Here is an 18,974-nt window from a genome sequence, read left to right on the forward strand (position 1 = left end):
GGTGGAGGGAGAGGGTCGGGCGGGTGGTCGTCGGGTCGGCCAGCGCCAGCGCCACCGTGCCGTCGGGGGCTTCACGGAGCAGGACGGAGGCGGGGCCGTCGATGGTGAGCCGGCCGACGCGGTGGCGGCCGGGGGTGAAGGTGTTGACGGCGAGCAGGCCGAGGCCGCGGTGGGTGACCGCCTGGACCGCGGTGGTGTTGGCGAGGACGGAGAGCGGGCCGTGGGCGTACGCCCGCAGTTGGTGTTCCGTCGCGCCGGGGACGAGGGCGTAGGCGAGCGCGGTGTGCGGGGCGCCGGGTTCCTGGTGGAAGGTCAGGGTGAAGACCTGCTTGGTGACAGGCGTGTCGGGGTTGGTGAGGCGGACCGCGCGGCGGCTGCGGGTGACGGTGTCGAGCGCGACGGTCGGCTGCGGCTGGTGCGGGTCGAGCAGGACGTAGCCGACGGCGGTGCCCTGGTCGGCGTCGGTGTACCGCAGCCAGGCCAGCGGGGCGGTGCCGGTGCCGGACCAGGGGGCGCCGCCGCGTACTTCGCCGGTGAGGGCGACCGGGGCGGCGGGGCCGGCGATCCTGGCGTCGGCCGTGGTGGTGACGGCCCGCCCCGCGGAGTCGCCGACCCCGGCGGCGAGCACCACGATCTCGTCGTCGAGCATGAACCACGACCTGGTGGCGTCGGCGCTGCGGTAGGCGACGAAGTCCTCGGGCAGCTGTCCTGCCTGCTTGGCGGCGTAGGCCGCGTCGGGGGCCAGCACCATCGCGGCGGCTCCGTACGCGCCGAGGACGGCGCCGCCGGAGTGGGTGTTGGTGCCGCGGGGGAAGTAGACGTAGGTGTTCTGCGACTCCGAGGACGAGGTGAAGCCGGCGGCCGGGTTGTCGTACCACTGTGTGCCGTACAGCTCGGGGACGGTCAGCCGGGTCTCGACGGGTGCCGTGACGCCGGCCAGCCGGTCGGGCGGCACGGCGGTGAAGTAGTCGACGCCGAAGGCCTGGGTCTGGTCCTGGCCCGCGAGGTAGAGGTAGTGGGCGCCCGCGCCCTGGAACCACGGCGTCAGGTTCTCGCCGCCCATGTACTCGTAGCCGCTGATCCGGGTGGAGCTGCGGGCGAGGGCGAAGGTGTAGCCGGGGCGGCGGTGGACGCTGCGGTCCATGGCGGGGTAGGCGCTGTGCAGGGCCGCGGGGTTGATGTCGCGGGCCGGGATCGCCGGGTCGGCGAGGATGTCGGCGTAGCGGGCGACGCTGACCGGGGAGACGAAGCCGGCCGGGTCGGGCGCGGCCTTCGTCACCTGCCGCAGGTGTTTGGCATAGCCGGCCAGTGCGGTGGCGCTGTCCCCCGCGGCGTAGCCGGACAGGTCGGTGACCGCCTCGACGACGGCGGCCACGTCGGCGTATCCGGTGCCGGTCCTGGAGACGGAGCGGCCCTTGACGATCTCCGCCATCCAGCCCTCGACGATCAGCGGGGCGAAGCTGTCGGCGACCCAGCCGGTGACGACGCCGGCCAGGTCGCCGTCGCCGGGCGCGTAGCTCGTGCCGTCGAGGATCTTCACCGTCTGCACCACCCGGGTGAGCAGCCCGGTGCCGTACGAGCCGGTGTAGGCGACCGAGGCGTGCTGGAGGAAGGAGCCGTCGGCGTAGAAGCCGTCGGTGACGCCGTGCCGGAGCGCGTAGGGGTCGACGGTCGCGTAGACGGTGAGCTGGTCGGCGACGGCCGTGGCGACGCGGGCGGGGTCGCCGAGCGCGGCGCCCTGGAGGACGCGGTTGGTGGTGATGTCGGCGAGGTTCGCGCCGGTGTGGAAGCGCGAGTCGAGGTCGACGTCGCCGTCCTTGCCGTTGCGCAGATACGCGTCCATCGCGGCGACGTAGGTGGCGGTGAGGGCGGGCGCGGCCTGGGCGAGGCGGTCGGCGAGCAGGACCAGGGTGCGGCTGACGTAGCCGGAGATGCCGATCTCCCAGGTGAACCAGTTGCCGTAGTAGCCGGCCGACTGGTCGCCGTAGTAGCCGTCGTAGAGCCGGGTCAGGCCGTCGATGACGCGTTGCTGCACGGCGGTGTCGCCGAGGAGGGCGGAGCCGGGGGCGCGGGTGGCGAGCGCGATCTCGTAGAGGTACTGGAAGGACGTGCTCAGGTGCGGGTCGCTGGTGCCGAGGCCGACGCCGTGGAAGAGCTCGCCGGGGCCGGCGGTGTCCATGGCGGCGATCCTGGCGGCGGCGGTGGACTGGAGCGCGGCGAGCTTGGCGGCGACCTCGGGGCGGGCGTTGGACCCGGCCGTGCCGCAGAAGACGGCGGTGACGTTGCCGAGCAGCGCGGCCTGGTCGGTGGCGGCGGTCGCTACGGCCGCGGCGCCCGCTTCCGCGGCTCCGGCGCGTATCCGGCCGGCCAGGGCCAGCAGGGTCCCGGCCGGGGCCATCGACAGCAGGGCGCGACGGGATATCTGCACGGCGGACGCTCCAAGCGGTCGGCGACAGCGGGGTGGCGCCGCCGGGACGGCGCCACCCCGCATTGAAGCAACCTTGGTCCCACCTGTCACCGGAAGCGACAGCCGTCCCGTTCACGGCACCACGATCACCGGCCACCGCCCGGTCTTGACCAGCCGCACCCCGGGCGAGCCGAACAGCCGGTGCCGCAGGCCCCTGGACGCGCCGATGACCACCGTGTCCGCCCGCAGCTCGTCGGCGGTCCCGCTGAGCCCGGTCGCCACGTCGGCGGCGCGCAGGATGTGGAATTCCCAGCGCGGGGGCGGCAGGTCGAGCGTGCCGGCCAGCCCGGTCGCCACCCGGTGCCGCAACTGCTCGGCGACCGCCAGGTCGTCGGCGTCGAGCATCCAGGCCGCCCCGGCGAGCATCGCGCTCGCGTGCACCGGCAGCACGTGGACCAGTACCAGCAGGGCGTTCTGCCGGCGGGCGAGCCCGACGGCGTAGGCGGCGGCCCGCCATGAGCAGTCGGAGTCGTCCACGCCGACCACGAGGACCCGGCCGCCGCCCCGCGGGGCGGCGGCCCGTTCTTCGAAGGCCACGGCTTCGCCGTGCCGGGCTGCTACGCCGCCGAGCCGTCGGGCGACCCGTCGCCGGCGGCGCCCGCCGCCCTGTCCGCACCCGGCCGCGCCTCGTCCTGGTCGGCGAAGGCCGCCGCCGTGGTCCGCAGCGGTACCTCCTTGAGCAGGGTGGACAGCACCAGCGCGATCACCAGGACGCCCGCGCCGACCAGGAAGGCCACGTTGATGGCTCCGGTGAAGCCGACCTTGAAGGGGTGGCCGAGCGCCGGGTCGACGTGCTTGAGGAACGACGTGTCGTTGAGGCTTCCGGTCCCCCCGGAGGACGCCGAGGTCAGCATCTTGAGCTGGTCCGGATGCGCGGCGGCGGCCTTGTCGAAGGCGGCGCTGCCGCGGGCGCCGGCGTAGGCCGAGCTGATCCGGCCGCCGACCACCGAGTAGACGACGGACAGGAAGACGGCGACGCCGAGGGTGCCGCCCATCTGCCGGAAGAAGGTGGTCGAGGAGGTGGCCACGCCGATGTCCCGGGGCGGTACGGCGTTCTGCATGGCCAGCACGATGGTCTGGAAGTTCAGCCCGAGTCCGGCGCCGACCACGAACATCGCGGTGTCGACGTAGGGCAGGCTGCTGTCGGCGTCCATCTGCCAGAACATCAGCATGCCGGCGACCAGCAGCACACAGCCGATGATCGGGAAGATCTTGTAGCGGCCGGTGCGCGAGGTGATCTGGCCCGAGACCATGGACAGCGCCATGATGCCGAGCACCAGCGGGAGGGTCAGCAGGCCGGCCCTGGTGGGCGAATTGCCCTTGACCAGCTGGAGGTAGAGCGGGATCAGGGTGATGCCGCCGAACATCCCGATGCCGATGATCGCGGACTGGGCCGAGCCCAGCGCAAAGACGCCGTTGCGGAACAGCCGCAGCGGCAGCAGCGCCTCGTCACCGGCCCGGCGTTCGGCGGCCAGGAAGCAGACGATGCCGACCGCGCCGACGATGTAGCAGGTCAGCGCGGTGCCGCTGCCCCAGCCCCATTCGCGGCCCTGCTCCGCGACGATCAGCAGCGGCACCAGGGCGACGATCAGCGCGACCGCGCCGAGGGAGTCGACCCGGTGGGGCCGCCGCTCCTGCTTGATGTGCAGCACCTTGGCCACCACGATCAGCGCGACGATCCCGATCGGCACGTTGACCAGGAAGATCCACCGCCAGCCGTCGATGCCGAGCAGCGAGTCCTGGCCGGCCAGCGCCCCGCCGATCACCGGTCCGAGCACGCTGGAGGTGCCGAAGACGGCCATGAAGTAGCCCTGGTACTTCGCGCGTTCGCGGGGCGGGATGATGTCGCCGATGATCGCGAAGGCCAGCGAGAACAGGCCGCCGGCGCCTATGCCCTGGAAGGCGCGGAAGCCGGCCAGCATGTACATCGAGGTCGAGAGCATGCACAGCGCGGACCCGACGATGAAGACAGAGATCGCGAAGAGGAAGAACGGCTTGCGGCCGTACTGGTCGGACAGCTTGCCGTACAGCGGGGTGGCGATGGTCGAGGTGATCAGGAACGCCGTGGTCACCCAGGCCTGTGCGGTCAGGCCGTTGAGGCTCTCGCCGATCTTGTAGATGGCGGTGGAGACCACCGTCTGGTCCAGCGCGGCGAGGAACATCCCCAGCAGCAGGCCGGACAGGATGATCATGATCTGCCGGTGTGTGTAACCCGTCGGTGGTGCGGCGGTGCCGGCCTGCGCTGCGTCTGCCTGGGCGGTCATGGGGACTCTTTCTCCGGATCCTTGCTTGCCCTGGGCAACGATACTGCCGGATGCCGGAAAGCACAGGCCGCAGCGGCGTCAATACCCGGCCCGCGGCCCCGAACTGCGCATCATGCCCGTTATGATCACCCTGACGTACACCGCCGCGCTCATCACGTTCTTCTCCGTGATCGGCCCGCCCAAGGTGCTGCTCGCCTTCGCCGGCCTGGCGCAGAACCATCCGAGCAAGGACGTGCGCACCATGGCGCTGGTGTCGTCGGCCGGCGCGGTGGTCATCGGAACGGCGGCCGGCTTCACCTCGCCGTGGCTGCTGAAGCTGTTCCACATCTCGACCCCCGCACTGGAGATGGCAGGCGGGATCATCTTCTTCCTCTACGCGGTCGGCCTGGTGCTCGGCCTGCGTCTCGGGTCGGAGGACGCGGGCGAGGACGGGCCCGATGTGTCCAGCGGGCTGCGGGAGTTGCTGGTGCCGTACGTGGTCAGTCCGCTGGCCCTGACCGCGGTGCTGATCGAGGCCGCGGAACGCGACGACTGGGGGTGGCGCGGCACGGTCGTCGCGGCGTTCCTCACGGTCATCGCGGTGGACCTGGCCTGCGTGCTGCTGCTCGGCGGGCTGCTGCAGAAGACCCACAACGCGGTCGTGGAGCTGGTCGCCCGCCTCCTCGGGCTGCTGCTGGCGGCGGTCGGCGTCGACCTGGTCCTCGACGGGCTGTTCGACCTGGGCGTCAGGACCGTGTCGGCCCACTGACCGGGGCGGGGCGCCGCGTGGCGGGCATCTTAGGCCAGCGGCCCGCATGTACCGCAGGAAAATGCCGGAACTCCCCGAAACAGGCCGCACGGAAAGTAACTTCCTCGTCACCACCCGAATGGCGGTTGCGCGCCGCGGGGAACGAAGGGAGCCGTGTGTCCGGCATCGACGAGTGCCTGCTGCGGGCGATGGCGCTGCCCGGGGCGCGCGGCGCGGCCCTGGCGGAATGGGTCAGCGGGCTGGCGCTCGGGGTGATCGGCGAGGCGCCCGGCGGCTTCGACCACGAGACGGTGGCCGCCGAGACCGCCGCCTACGCCAGGGCCACCGCCGAGCACCCGGTCTTCACGGCGTGCCACGAGGGCAGCGGCCCCGCGGCCGAGGAGGCGGTGGTGGTCACCGGTACCGGCTACCACCTGCTGCGGTTCGTCGAAGCCCCGTACGAGGGCGGGGTGTTCCTCTACCTGTGGCTGGACCGGGAGCAGGCGAACCTCGCACTCGCGCTGCGCGGCCTGCGCGAACTCGCGGACGGGCTGGTCCTGTTATGAGCGCGCCGGCCGGCCACTCCCCCATGCTGTCGCGGCTCGCGGAAGAGCGCGCCACCGGGGTGCTGCTACGGGACGCCGGCGCGCTCTACCTGGAGGACGGTGCGGTGGCGCACGCCGAGAGCCCGGCGGCGCCCGGTATCGAGGTGCTGCTGACAGCGGGCGGCCGGCTGTCGTCCGAGGCCTGGCAGGAGGCGGTGGAGGCGGCGGGCGCCGAGTGCGCGACAGGCCGCTGGCTGATCGAGCACCGCAGGCTGGCGGCGGGCGAGTTGGAGATCAGCCGGCTCGGCGCGCTGTACGACGCGGCCTACTTCGTCCTGTCGCCCGCCGCCGGCCCGACCCGCTTCCGGCACGGCGTCCGGCACTGGTTCGGGTCGCTGGGCGGTGTACCGGTGGCCGCGGTGGAACGCGAGATCCTGCGGCGCCGGCTGCTGCTCGAATCGCTGTGGCCGCACCCGCCCCTGGACGCCGCGCCGGTGACCCCGGCCCGGGCCGCCCTGCGCCCGGCCGCGCGACTGCCGTACCTGCCGCGCCGGCGGGCCGCCGTCCTCCGCCTCGCGGACGGCGCCCGCACCCCGCCGGCGATCGCCGCGCTGCTGGGCCGCCCGGCCTTCCACGTGCTGGTCGACGTACGCCGGCTGGCCGCGCTCGGGCTGGTCGAGACCCCGGAAGGCGGCGCGCGGACCAGCGCCAGGGCGCCCGCCTGGTTCCAGAACATCGGCGACGACCCGGACGTGGCGCTGCTGCGCAGGCTGCGGGTCGCGCTGGAGCGGTTGTGATGCGGGCGCTGCACCGGCGCGCCCTGCGGGCCGAGCGGAGGAAGAGGTCGATGGTGCACGAAGCCGCGATACGTACCGAGTTGGCGGGCCTGCGGGCGCGGCTGCCGGAGGTGACCGGAGCGCTCGCGGCCACCGCCGACGGCCTGGTGCTGGCCGAGGACGCCCCGGGCCTGCCGGCCGAGGGCTTCGCGGCGCTGACGGCCGCCGCCCTCGGGGTGGGGCTGCGGCTCACCGAGACCGCGGGGCAGCGGTCCTTCCGCGAGCTGCTGATCCGCAGCGACACCGGGTGCATCGCGCTCTACACGGCCGGCCGCGACGCGGTACTCGCGGTGCTCGCGGAGCCGCGCACCAACGTCGGCCGGCTGCACCTGGAGGCCCGCCGCAGCTGCGCCGAGGTGGCGGACCTGCTCCGCCACGCCCCGGGCGGGCCGGAGGGCGGCGGCACGTCATGAGCGGCCGGCCGCCCGGACCGCGCGCCGGCCGGGCCAGGACCCGCCCGCAGGACCCCGGGGACTCCCGGAGAACCCGGACCGCACAGCACGTACCTCACACACCGTCGAAGGGAAGCACGAAGATCATGGCCAACACCGAAACCGCGCTCAAGGACGCGATGACCTCCATCGAGGGCGTCATCGGCGTGGCGCTCGTCGATTACACCAGCGGTATGGCGCTGGGCACCCTCGGCGGCGGCAAGGACCTCGACCTGTCCGTGGCCGCCGCGGGCAACACCGACGTCGTACGCGCCAAGGCCCGCACGATGGAGATGCTCGGACTCAAGGACGAGATCGAGGACATCCTCATCACCCTGGGCACGCAGTACCACCTGATCCGGTTACTGCGCGGCAACGGAAAGTCCGGGCTCTTCCTCTACCTGGCGCTCGACCGCGGCCGCGCCAACCTGGCGATGGCCCGCCACCAGCTCAAGTCCGTGGAGAACGGCCTGGAGGTCTGACCGGCGGGGGCGGGCGGCCACCGGCATCCGTCCGCCCCGCTTACGGGCCGCCGGGGACTCCGGCCGGGCGGCGGACGTTGGGCGCTTCGGGTGACTGTGCACCGGGGCGGCCACCACGGACGGGACGGCCATGGTCTGCTGGGTGGTGACAGCCCGTCAGTGACCGGTGCGGCCCGCAGGCCGGCCAGCCCGGCCGAGCAAGCGCAGAGGTGCCGACGTGATCAGCCGCGCGCAGCAAGCAGCGTCGCAGGACCGTCCCGACGGGGCGCGGCTGCGCTGCCTGGTCACCGGCGCGACCGGCTATATCGGCGGGCGTCTTGTGCAGGAGCTGCTGGACGCCGGGCACGAGGTGCGCTGCATGGCCCGCACTCCGGTCAAGCTGCGCGACCACCCCTGGGTCGGCGAGGCCGAGGTGGTGGCGGGCGACGTGACGGACGAGGCGTCGGTGCGGGACGCGCTGCGCGGCATCGACGTCGCCTACTACCTGGTGCACGCGCTCGGCTCAGGCAAGGACTTCGAGCGGACCGACCGCGGCGCGGCCCGGCTCTTCGCCGAGCAGGCGCGGGCGGCCGGGGTGGGCCGGATCGTCTACCTCGGCGGCCTCACCCCGCACGGGGTGGCCGCGCGGGACCTGTCGCCGCATCTGCGCTCGCGGGCCGAGGTGGGCCGGATCCTGCTGGAGTCGGGCGTGCCGGCCACAGTGCTGCGGGCCGCGGTCATCATCGGTTCCGGCTCCGCGTCGTTCGAGATGCTGCGCTACCTCACCGAGCGGCTGCCGGTGATGGTCACACCGAGCTGGGTGAGCACCAGGATCCAGCCGGTCGCGGTACGGGACGTGCTGCGCTGGCTGGTCGGCAGCGCCCGCATGCCGTCCGACGTCAGCCGGACCTTCGACATCGGCGGCCCCGACATCGTCACCTACCGGGAGCTGATGCGCCGTTACGCGGTGGTGGCCGGCCTGCCCCGGCGGCTGATCGTGCCCGTGCCGGTGCTGACCCCGCGGCTGTCCAGCCACTGGATCGGGCTGGTCACACCGGTGCCCGCGGGGGTGGCCAAACCGCTGGCGGAGTCGCTGCGGCACGAGGTGGTCTGCGACGAGCACGACATCGCCGACTACGTCCCCGATCCGCCGGGCGGCCCGCTCGGGGTGGACGCCGCGCTGACGCTGGCGCTGCGCCGGGTGCAGGACGCCCAGGTCACCACCCGCTGGTCGTCGGCCGCGGTGCCCGGCGCCCCCAGCGACCCGCTGCCCACCGACCCCGACTGGGCGGGCGGCAGCCTCTACACCGACCGGCGGGAGGCGGCGGTCGACGCGAGCACCGCCGACCTGTGGCGGGTGATCGAGGGCATCGGCGGCGAGCACGGCTGGTACTCCTTCCCGCTGGCCTGGGCGGTACGGGGGCTGCTCGACCGGCTGGTCGGCGGGGTGGGGCTGCGCAGGGGCCGCCGTGACGCGGCGCGGCTGCGGGTCGGCGACTCGCTGGACTTCTGGCGGGTCGAGGAGATCGAACGCGGCCACCTGCTGCGGCTGCGCGCCGAGATGCGGCTGCCGGGCCTGGCCTGGCTGGAGATGTGCGCGGACCGCGACGAGGCCGGGCGCACCCGCTACCGGCAGCGGGCCCTCTTCCACCCGCGCGGGCTGCTGGGCCACGCCTACTGGTGGGCGATCTCGCCCTTCCACGCGGCGGTCTTCGGCGGCATGGCCCGGAACATCGCCCGCGCCGCGGCACGGACGGCGAAGGAGGGTGCGGCATGAGGGCGTACGGCGAAGAGCGGCACCACGGCGACGTACGGCGTGTGCGGCCGGTGGCGGCGCGGGGGATCCCCGGGGGCGGCGCGTGAAGCGGGCCGTCGTGCTGTTCACCGGCGACCTGCGGCTGCACGACCATCCGCCGCTGCGGGCCGCGCTCGCCGCGGCCGACGAGGTGGTGCCGCTGTTCGTGCAGGACCCGGCGGTGGCGCGGGCCGGCTTCGCGGCGCCCCACCGGCGGGCCTTCCTCGCCGACTGCCTGGCCGATCTCGATGCCGGGCTGCGCGAGCGGGGCGGCCGGCTGGTGGTGCGGACCGGCGATCCGGCCGCGGAGGTGTGCGCGGTGGCCGCGGAGTGCGACGCGGCCGAGGTGCATGTGGCGGCGGCCGACAGCGGTTTCGGGCAGCGCCGCGAGGACCGGCTGCGTACCGCGCTCGGCAGCGCGGGGCGGCGGCTGCACGTCCACGACACGGTCGTGACGGCGGTGCCGCCTGGCGCGCTCGCCCCGCAGGGCTCCGACCACTTCGCGGTGTTCACCCCGTACTTCCGGCGCTGGTCGGCGGAGAAGCTGCGGGAGGCCCTGCCGGCGCCGCGGACCGTGCGGGTGCCGGACTCGGTACGGTCGGCCGGCCTGCCGCCCGGCACCTCCGGCGCGGGCGGTGAGGACGCGGCGCGGCGCCGGCTGTCGACGTGGCTGCGCGAGGGCCTGGCGGCGTACGACACCTCGCAGGACGACCTGGCGGGCGACGCGACCTCCCGGCTGTCGGCGCATCTGCACTTCGGGACGCTCTCCGCCGTCGAGACGGTGCACCGCGCGCGGGCGGTGGGCGGTCCCGGCGCGGACGCCTTCGTACGGCAGCTGTGCTGGCGGGACTTCAACCGCCAGCTGCTGGCCGCGAGGCCCGAGGTGTCGGCGGCGGACTACCGCGGCCGGCACGACCGCTGGCGCACCGGCACGGAGGCGGATGCCGACGCCGAGGCGTGGCGGGAGGGCCGTACCGGCTACCCGGTGGTCGACGCAGCGATGCGCCAGTTGCGGTCCGAGGGCTGGATGCACAACCGGGGGCGGCTGCTGGTGGCGAGCTTCCTGACCAAGACGCTCTACGTCGACTGGCGGGTGGGCGCCCGGCACTTCCTCGACCTGCTGGTGGACGGCGACATCGCCAACAACCAGCTGAACTGGCAGTGGGTGGCCGGCACCGGCACCGACACGCGTCCGAACCGGGTGCTCAACCCGCTGCTCCAGGCCCGCCGCCACGACCCGGCCGGCGATTACGTCCGGCGCTGGGTCCCCGAGCTGGCCTCGGTGGACGGGTCCGCGGTGCACGAGCCCTGGAAGCTTCCGGAAAAGGACCGCAACGGCTATCCGGTGCCCGTCGTGGAGCTGTCCGACGGCAGGAACCGCTTCCGGCAGGCCCGCGGCCTGGACTGATCCGGCTCGCGGCGGCGCGGCGGCTTGCTTCGCGCTCGGCCGGGACCTCCGACCGGCCCCCCGCCTCCGCCGGGACCGGCGGCCCGGGCACGGCGGGGGCCTACTCCGTACGGCGGAGCCGCGGCGCCGCCCGGTTGCGGGGTCCACCGCACCGACCTTGACTCGTCGTGACACCCGGTGGGCGGCGAGAGGAGAGGCGTGGTGCTGTCGGCGCGCGGCCTGTTCACGGAGATCCTCGACAATGACGAGTCCTTCCGGCTCTTCTGCTCCATCGCCGCGAGCGGTGAGACGCAAGGCGGCTGGGAGAACGGCAGAATCGCGGCCCTGGTGCCCCCCGGCCTGGCCGCGCTGGCGCCCAAGATCGCCCGGCACGGCGCGGACGAGGACAAGCACGGGCGGATCTTCAACGGCCTGCTGCACGGCCGCGCCCTCGAACCGGTGCCCGTCCCCGCCGACACGGACTACACGATGCTGCTGGAGCGGGCCGGTATCGGGCTGGCCCACTCCCGGCTGCGGGCCGAGCAGCCGCTCAGCGAGCACGACATCGTCACGTATCTCTCGCACAGCCGGGTGACCGAGCAGCGGGCCTCCGAGCAGATGGCGATGCTGCTGCGGCTGTTCGGCGACCACCCCGAGATCGGCCGGGCGATCCGGCAGATCGCCCGCGACGAGGACAACCATCTGGCGTACTGCCACGAGGAGCTGCTGATGCTCGTGCGGGCCGGGCACGGGCAGCTGATCCGGCGCACGCTGGACGAGTGCGCGAGGGCGGAGATCCGCGTGTACCGCGAGGTCAGCCTCGCGGTGATGGCGCACATGGGCCGCCTGCTGCGCTGGCCTGCGCCGAAGTCCGCGGCCCTGCGGGCGGGCATCCACGCGGTGTACGCGTACGAGCGCGTGGCCGGCCGGCGCCGGATGACGACGCTCACGATGCCGTCCCGGCGCAATGCGCTGGGCGGCGGCCCGGTCGCGGCGGAGGCCGTGTCCTGACCTGTCGCGGTGCCGAGCGGGGGTGGGCGGTCCGGAGGGTCCGGGCCGCCTTTTCGCGCGTGCGGTCCGTCCCGCGGGCTGATGCCCCGTCGACCCGGGTCGGATTCGGGCGCACAGAGCGCCGGTGAAATGCCGTCAGGTTTCCCAACTGGTTCCGTCCTCGCTCTTGCCCTCCTTCTCTGTCCTGATTAGTTTGTTCGCTGAACTGACGAACGAACGCTTTGTGTCTCTATCGGCACCCACAGTTCCCCCCTCCCTAGGTGGCAATGTGAGTTCTCCTCTGCTTCAAATGCGGGGAATTACCAAGGTGTTTCCCGGTGCCAAGGCACTGGACGGCGTCGATCTGGAGGTCGAAGCAGGAGAGGTGCACTGTCTGCTGGGCCAGAACGGCGCCGGCAAATCGACCCTGATCAAGGTGCTGGCCGGCGCCCACCAGCCGGACGGCGGCGATCTGGCCTGGGACGGCGAGGCGGTGGTGCTGCCCAGCCCGACGGCGGCGATGCGGCACGGGATCTCCACCATCTACCAGGAGCTGGACCTGGTGGACGGCCTGTCGGTGGCCGACAACATCTTCCTCGGGCACGAGCGCGCCCGCTTCGGCCTGACCCGGCGCGGCGAGACCGCGACCGCCGCCCGCGAGCTGCTGCGCTCGCTCGGGCACCCGGAGATCGCACCGGGCACCGAGGTCGGCAGCCTGTCCCCCGCCCAGCAGCAGATCGTCAGCATGGCCAGGGCGCTGTCGCACGACACCCGGCTGATCGTGATGGACGAGCCCTCCGCGGTCCTCACCCAGGACGAGGTCGGCAATCTCTTCCGGGTCATCCGCGAGCTGACCGCGGCCGGGGTCGCGGTCCTCTACATCTCGCACCGGATGGCCGAGATCCGGGCCATCGGCAACCGGGTGACGGTGCTCAAGGACGGCCGTACCGTCGCCGGCGGCCTGCCGGCCCGCACCCCCACCGCCCAGCTCGTCGCGCTGATGACCGGCCGCGAGACCGCGTACGACTTCCCGCAGCGCGGACGGCGCGCCGAGCGGGCGCGCGACGAGGTGCTGCGGGTGGAGAACCTGACGCTGCCCGGCAGCTTCGAGGACGTGAGCTTCACCGTCCGCGCCGGGGAGATCGTCGGACTTGTGGGCCTGGTCGGCTCCGGGCGCTCGGAGATCCTGCACGCCGTCTACGGTGCGACGCGCCCTGCGTCCGGCGCCGTCCTGGTCGACGGGCGGGCGCTGCCGCCGGGCCGGGTGACCGCCGCGGTGCGGGCAGGTGTCGGTCTCGCGCCCGAGGAGCGCAAGAGCCAGGCCCTCTTCCTCCAGGACAGCGTCGTGCGCAACGTCAGCATCTCCTCGCTCGGCCGGTTCGCGCGGTTCGGCTGGCTGGACCGCCGCCGGGAGGCCGCCGCGGCGACCGAGCGGGTGGCCGCGCTCGACCTGCGCCCGGCCGACCCGCAGCGCGCGGTCCGCACGCTGTCCGGCGGCAACCAGCAGAAGGCGGTACTCGCCCGCTGGCTGCTGCGCGGCTGCCGGGTGCTGCTGCTCGACGAGCCCACCCGGGGGGTGGACGTCGGCGCGCGCTCCGAGCTGTACGCACTGGTACGGGAACTGGCCGACTCCGGTGTCGCGGTGCTGTTCGTGTCCAGCGAGGTCCCCGAAGTCCTCGGCCTCGCCGACCGCGCCCTGGTGCTGCGCGAGGGCCGGATCGTCCATGAGGCCGCCGCCGCCTCGCTGAAGGAATCCCACGTACTCGACCTCGTGATGGAAGAGAGCCGCCCATGAGCGACCAGACCACGCCGAGACCCGCGCAGGGCGCCCCCGGGCTGCCCGCACAGGCCGGGTCCGGCGCCGATGTCGCCACCAAGCCGGCCCCGCTGAAGGAGGGGCCCGACCCGGGGGGCCGGCCGGCCGCCGCGGACCGGCTGCGCCGGCTGTTCCCGCTGCACCAGGTGCACAGCCTCGGGCTGCTGGTGGTCCTGGTCCTGCTGGGCGTGGTGGGCACCGCCACCTCCGGCAACTTCCTGACCAGCAACAATATTGTCAATATCCTCACCAGCGCGGCGGTCATCGGCGTCATCACGGTGGGCCAGACGTTCGTCATCATCGGCGGCGGCATCGACCTGTCGGTCGGCGCGATCGTGGCGGTGGCGTCGGTGTGGTGCACCACGGTGTCCACCCAGTCGTACGGCCTGGGCGGGATGCTCTTCACCGCAGTCGTCGTCGGCGCGGTCGTCGGACTGCTCAACGGCATCCTCATCGCCTACGGGAAGATCGTCGCCTTCATCACCACGCTGGCCATGATGGCGTCGGCCCGCGGGGTCGCCGAGCGGCTGTCCGACCGGCAGTCGCAGGTGGTGACGGTGGAGTCGTTCAACCGGATCGCGACCGACAAGTTCCTCGGCGTCCCGCTTCTGGTGTACCTGATGGCCGGGATCGTGGTGCTGGGCTGGCTGCTGCTGAACCGTACGACCTTCGGCCGGCGCACCTTCGCGGTCGGCGGCAATCCGGAGGCCGCCCGGCTGGCCGGTATCGCGGTACGGCGGCACACCATGCTGCTCTACGTGCTGTCCGGGGTGTGCTGCGGTGTCGCCGCGGTGATGCTCACCGCCCGGACGACCAGCGGTGCCAGCAACCTGGGCAATCTCTACGAGCTGGACTCCATCGCCGCGGTGATCATCGGCGGCACCCTGCTGGCCGGCGGTCGCGGATCGCTGTTCGGGTCGATCCTCGGCGTCCTGGTCTTCACCACGATCACCAACATCTTCGTGCTCAACAACCTGACCACGGACATCCAGGAGATCGCCAAGGGGCTGATCATCCTGGTCGCCGTCCTGCTGCAGCGCACCCGCGGCGGGCGCTCCCCGGCCTGACCGGCTGCTCCACCCCTCGTTTTCCCCGCCTCCACTCCCCTCTGAAGGGAACACGCGTATGAAAGAGACCGGACCCACGGCCATGGGGCGCAGAAACATGCTGCTCGGCGCAGGCGCCCTGGGCAGCGGTCTGCTGCTGTCGGCGTGCACCAGCAACTCCAACGGCGACTCGGACAAGGCCAATGTGAAGGCGACGACCGCCGCGTCGGGCAGCACTCCGGGCAAGCACGTCACCGTCGGCTTCTCCGCGCCCGCCGCCGACCACGGCTGGATCGCGGCGATCACCAAGAACGCCAAGGCGCAGGCGGGGCAGTACAGCGACGTCAGCTTCCAGGCGGCCGAGGGCACCAACGACGTCAACGCCCAGATCAGTGCGGTCCAGACCCTGATCGACAAGAAGGTCGACGTCCTGGTGATCCTGCCCTTCGACGGCAAGGCGCTGACCGCGATCGGCACCCAGGCGATGGACGCGGGCATCCCGGTGGTCAACCTCGACCGGGTCTTCGACAACTCGCTCGCCTACCGCACCTGGATCGGCGGCGACAACTACGGCATGGGCGTGAACGCCGCCCAGTACATCATCAGGACCCTCAAGGCGAAGGGTGTCAGCAAGCCGGTGATCGGCGAGATCGCCGGCATCGACAACCTCGACCTGACCAAGCAGCGCAGCCTGGGCTTCAAACAGGCGCTCGCCAAGGCGGGCTTCTCGGTGAGCATCCGGCAGGCCGCAGCCTTCACCGCGGACAGCGGCCAGCAGGTGATGAGCAATGTGCTGCAGGCCCGCTCCAAGCTCGACGCGGTCTGGAACCACGACGACGACCAGGGCATCGGTGTGGAGGCGGCCATCAAGCAGGCCGGGCGCAGCGAGTTCTTCATGGTCGGCGGCGCCGGGTCGCAGCACGCGATGCAGCAGATCAAGGCGGACAGCGGGGTGCTCAAGGCCACCGTGGTCTATCCGTCGAGCATGTCGGCGTCCGCGGTCACCCTGGCCCGGCTGATCGGCCAGAGCAGGGGCATGGGCGACCTGGTCGAGCAGGAGGTGCCGACCTCGATCACGCTGTTCTCGGCGACGGTCACCAAGGACAACGTCGACCAGTACCTCCCGACGTCCTTCACCTGACCGCGCCGTCCGCTCCTCCCGCGGACCCCCTCATGGAACTGCCCCGGGCCGTCGGCCCGGGGCAGTTCCATGTGTGCGGCCCGGGGGCCGGCACTCACGCGGTGCTCAGGTCGAACTCCTCCCAGGGGCCGATGGCGGCCCGGTTGGCGATCAGCGGCTGGGCGCCGGCGTTCTCGGCCGTCACGTAGCTGCCGTTGGCCGCGGCCTTGAGGCTGACGCTCCCGTCGGAGTTGTGGATCAGCGCGAACGTCTCCCACAGGCCCTGCGCCGCCCGGTTGGCGATCAGCGAGGCGGCGCCGCCGTTCTCGGCGGTCACGTACTGGTTGTTGGCGTGGGCGCGCAGCGCGATGTTGCCGCCGCCGAGGTCGATCTCGTCGAACCTCTCGGCGGTGCCGACCGTGGTGCTACTGGCGGTCAGCGGCTGGGCGCCGCCGCCCGGCGCGGTCACGTACTTGCCGTTGGCGTGCGCCTTGAGGCTGATGCCCGTGGCGCCGCCGGGGGTGCCGGGCGTGCCGACGCCCGCGCCGACGAACATCTCCCAGTTGGCGTTCATCAGCGCGCCTGGCCCGGTGTGCCCGGACGGGTTGCGGGCGACGAAGTAGACCTTGCCGCTGCCGGTGGGCACATTGCTGAGGTTGGCGGTGACGTCGGTGTACGTCTGCCAGGCCCCGGTGCTCGGTACGGTGGCGGTGCCGAGCAGCGGCCCGTTCGGGGCGTTCCAGCGGACCTCGATCCGGCCGCCGGAATTCGCCGAGGCCGTGCGGAACTGCACCGCGGTGACGTTGTTCAGCGCGATCGGCGCGAGGCTCCAGTAGTCGCCGTCCTCGATGAAGCCGATGTCCTGGCCGCCGCCGGCGCTGTCGGCGCCGCTCTCGACGGTGACACCCGGGGTGTCGGTGCCCTGCCCGTCCGTGGTCCGGCCGGTGTCGGTGAAGAACTCGGCCTGCTTGTGCTTGGGCTGCAGGGTGATCTGGGCCCGGCCGGTGAGCGGGGCCGCCCCGCCGGTGCCGCCCTTGTCGGTATAGGTGGCCTCGATCACGTAGAAGACGTTGTCGCCGTCGCTGTGGCCGTTGGACAGGGTCGTGCTGACGGTGGCGCTGCACCCGGTGTACTGGTCGAGCGGGTGGCCGTGGGTGTCGTGGCCCAGGATGGCCTGGATCTTGACCTGGCCGCAGTCGACGGTGCCGTCCTCGGGGTCGGTGACGGTGACCGCGAAGTTGACCTTGTCACCCCAGTCGAACACCCCTCCGTTGGGCGGCCCGTTGACGGTGAGGGTCGGCATGGTGTTGCCCGCGGTGACGGCCAGGCTCGCGGTGGCGGTCTTGCCCGCGCTGTTGGTGACGGTCAGCACGGCGGTGTAGTTGCCGACCGCGGTGTAGGTGTGGCTGGGGTTGGCGGTGGTGGACGTCGCGCCGTCGCCGAAGGCCCACTTGTAGCTGAGGCTGCCGCCCGCCGGGTCGTTCGATCCGCTGCTGGAGAAGTTCACCGCGAGCGGCGCGGGGCCGCTGGTGCGGTTGGCGCTCGCCGCGGCGACCGGCAGCGCTCCGCCGTTGAGGTAGTCGATGCGGTAGATGCCCGCGTCGGCGTTGTTGCCGCCGTAGCCGGTGCCCCACTCGACCATGTAGAGGGCGCCGTCGGGGCCGAACTTCATGTCCATCGGCTTCTTGAACGACACCGACGGCAGGAAGGTCTGCATGTCGTCGATGCCGCTGCTGTCCGGCTTGACGTGGAAGGTGTAGACCTTGCTGGTGTTCCACTCGGAGAAGATCGCCTGGCCGTCCATCGCGGCCGGCCACTTGCGGTCCGAGGCCAGGTTGGCGTCGTAGCGGTAGACCGGTCCTGCCATCGGGGCGCCGCCGCTGAGCAGCGGGAAGTTGTTCGCGTCCGTGTTGTAGTGGTACCAGACGGTCGCCGGGGTGGCCGGCGGCAGCTTGGTCAGACCGGTGTTGTTCGGGGAGTTGTTGGTCGGGCCGCCCGCGCAGTCGAAGGGGGCGCCGGAGGTCTGGGTGGCGAAGTTGTAGTCGATGTAGGGGGTGTTGTTGCCGATGCAGTACGGCCAGCCCGCGTTGACCGGCTTGCTCAGCAGGTCCCACTCCACGGTGTTCTCCGGGCCGCGGCCGGCGTTGGGGCCGCCGGCGTCGGGGCCGTAGTTGCCGACCACGGGGAAGCCGGTCTTCGGGTCGAGGGCCAGCCGGAAGGGGTTGCGGTAGCCCATGGCGTAGATCTCGGGCCTGGTCTTGGCGGTACCCGCGGGGAAGAGGTTGCCGGCCGGGACAGTGTAGGTGCCGTTGGCCTCCGGGTGGATGCGCAGCACCTTGCCCGACAGGCTGTTGGTGTTGCCTGCGGTGCGCTGGGCGTCCCAGGTGGCGCGGCCCGCCTGCTCGTCGATCGGCGCGTAGCCGTCGGAGGCGAACGGGTTGGTGTTGTCACCGATGGAGAGCCACAGGTTGCCGTTCTTGTGGTCCATGGCCATGCCGGCGCCGTGGTGGCAGCACTCGGCGCGCTGGACGGGGACGTCCAGGACCACCTTCTCGCTGGTCATGTCCAGCGTGGAGCCGTTGATGGTGAAGCGGCTCAGCCGGTCGACGCTCGTGGCCGCGGGCGAGTAGTAGACATAGATCCAGTGGTTGGTGGCGAAAGCCGGGTCGAGGGCCATCGCGAGCAGCCCGCTCTCGTTCGCCGTGAAGACGTCGAGGTGGCCCGCCGTCACGGTGGTGCCGGTGGTGTTGATGATCCGCACATCGCCGAGCATGTCGATGAAGAAGACCCGGCCGTCGCTGGCGATGTCCAACTGCAGGGGGTTTCCGCCCGAGTTGTTGAGCAGCACCTTCTGGAAGCTGCTGTCGGGGACACCGGCGACGGCCGGGCTCGCGGCGCCGGCGGTCTGCCGGCCCGCGGCGCTGGCCGGTGCGGTGGTGAGCACCACGAGGGCGGGCAGCGTCAGCAGCGCCACCAGCAGCGTCAGCCAGGTGCGCAGCCGTGCCCGGGGGCGCGGTCGTGGTCGTGGTCGTACGGACAGCACGTGGGGTCTCCTCGATGGGGGGGGTAATCATGGACATGACAGACCA

At 72.5% G+C, this 18,974-nt stretch carries 15 protein-coding genes; 11 read left to right on the forward strand and 4 right to left on the reverse strand.

Annotated features, from left to right (window positions below; all coding sequences use genetic code 11):
• The 3 genes from V7E46_RS09080 to V7E46_RS09090 form a co-directional block, all read right to left on the reverse strand.
• Positions 1-2,428: polysaccharide lyase family 8 super-sandwich domain-containing protein (locus V7E46_RS09080; RefSeq protein WP_333767939.1), on the reverse strand; the 2,428-nt coding region annotated here is incomplete at its 3' end.
• A gap of 111 nt (positions 2,429-2,539) precedes the next feature.
• Positions 2,540-3,004: a universal stress protein gene (locus V7E46_RS09085; protein ID WP_333767940.1), complete on the reverse strand. Its 465-nt coding sequence runs from the start codon at positions 3,002-3,004 to the stop codon at positions 2,540-2,542.
• Positions 3,005-3,024: 20 nt separating this feature from the next.
• Entirely contained in the window at positions 3,025-4,731 is a 1,707-nt protein-coding gene (locus V7E46_RS09090; protein ID WP_333767941.1) for an MDR family MFS transporter, read from the reverse strand.
• 121 nt (positions 4,732-4,852) lie between these two features.
• On the opposite strand from V7E46_RS09090, the gene V7E46_RS09095 reads away from it, so the two are divergent.
• The 11 genes from V7E46_RS09095 (at position 4,853) to V7E46_RS09145 (ending at position 15,906) form a co-directional block, all read left to right on the forward strand.
• Complete coding sequence (locus V7E46_RS09095; RefSeq protein WP_333767942.1) at positions 4,853-5,479, forward strand: MarC family protein; 627 nt, start codon at positions 4,853-4,855, stop codon at positions 5,477-5,479.
• A 155-nt stretch (positions 5,480-5,634) separates the two neighbouring features.
• Positions 5,635-6,024, forward strand: a complete 390-nt coding sequence (locus V7E46_RS09100; RefSeq protein WP_329171993.1) for a hypothetical protein — start codon at positions 5,635-5,637, stop codon at positions 6,022-6,024.
• Positions 6,021-6,800, forward strand: coding sequence for a transcriptional regulator (locus V7E46_RS09105; RefSeq protein WP_333767943.1), 780 nt, complete (start codon positions 6,021-6,023; stop codon positions 6,798-6,800). Before V7E46_RS09100 ends, V7E46_RS09105 begins: the two co-directional genes overlap by 4 nt.
• 50 nt (positions 6,801-6,850) lie before the next feature.
• Entirely contained in the window at positions 6,851-7,252 is a 402-nt protein-coding gene (locus tag V7E46_RS09110) for a roadblock/LC7 domain-containing protein (protein ID WP_333767944.1), read from the forward strand.
• Positions 7,253-7,377: 125 nt separating this feature from the next.
• Positions 7,378-7,752, forward strand: coding sequence for a hypothetical protein (locus V7E46_RS09115; RefSeq protein ID WP_333767945.1), 375 nt, complete (start codon positions 7,378-7,380; stop codon positions 7,750-7,752).
• Positions 7,753-7,969: 217 nt separating this feature from the next.
• On the forward strand, positions 7,970-9,508 hold the full coding sequence (locus V7E46_RS09120; RefSeq protein ID WP_333767946.1) for an SDR family oxidoreductase: 1,539 nt from the start codon (positions 7,970-7,972) through the stop codon (positions 9,506-9,508).
• An 82-nt stretch (positions 9,509-9,590) separates the two neighbouring features.
• Complete coding sequence (locus V7E46_RS09125; RefSeq protein WP_333767947.1) at positions 9,591-10,934, forward strand: cryptochrome/photolyase family protein; 1,344 nt, start codon at positions 9,591-9,593, stop codon at positions 10,932-10,934.
• Between the two features lie 201 nt (positions 10,935-11,135).
• Positions 11,136-11,924 carry a ferritin-like domain-containing protein gene (locus V7E46_RS09130; RefSeq protein WP_333767964.1) on the forward strand — a complete coding sequence of 263 codons (789 nt, stop codon included), beginning with the start codon at positions 11,136-11,138 and terminating at the stop codon, positions 11,922-11,924.
• A 289-nt stretch (positions 11,925-12,213) separates the two neighbouring features.
• Positions 12,214-13,698, forward strand: a complete 1,485-nt coding sequence (locus V7E46_RS09135) for a sugar ABC transporter ATP-binding protein (protein WP_333767948.1) — start codon at positions 12,214-12,216, stop codon at positions 13,696-13,698.
• Positions 13,695-14,786 (forward strand): ABC transporter permease, encoded by a 1,092-nt coding sequence (locus V7E46_RS09140; protein ID WP_329172007.1) that lies wholly within the window; start codon positions 13,695-13,697, stop codon positions 14,784-14,786. The genes V7E46_RS09135 and V7E46_RS09140 overlap by 4 nt, the downstream gene beginning before the upstream one ends.
• A 58-nt stretch (positions 14,787-14,844) precedes the next feature.
• Positions 14,845-15,906: a substrate-binding domain-containing protein gene (locus V7E46_RS09145; RefSeq protein WP_333767949.1), complete on the forward strand. Its 1,062-nt coding sequence runs from the start codon at positions 14,845-14,847 to the stop codon at positions 15,904-15,906.
• A 94-nt stretch (positions 15,907-16,000) separates the two neighbouring features.
• Here V7E46_RS09145 and V7E46_RS09150 read toward each other — a convergent pair whose 3' ends face one another.
• Positions 16,001-18,928, reverse strand: a complete 2,928-nt coding sequence (locus V7E46_RS09150) for a PQQ-dependent sugar dehydrogenase (RefSeq protein ID WP_333767950.1) — start codon at positions 18,926-18,928, stop codon at positions 16,001-16,003.
• Positions 18,929-18,974: the final 46 nt, after the last annotated feature.

The sequence above is a fragment of the Streptomyces sp. IBSBF 2435 genome (assembly GCF_036815005.1).
In the GTDB taxonomy this organism is placed as follows: Bacteria; Actinomycetota; Actinomycetes; order Streptomycetales; family Streptomycetaceae; genus Actinacidiphila.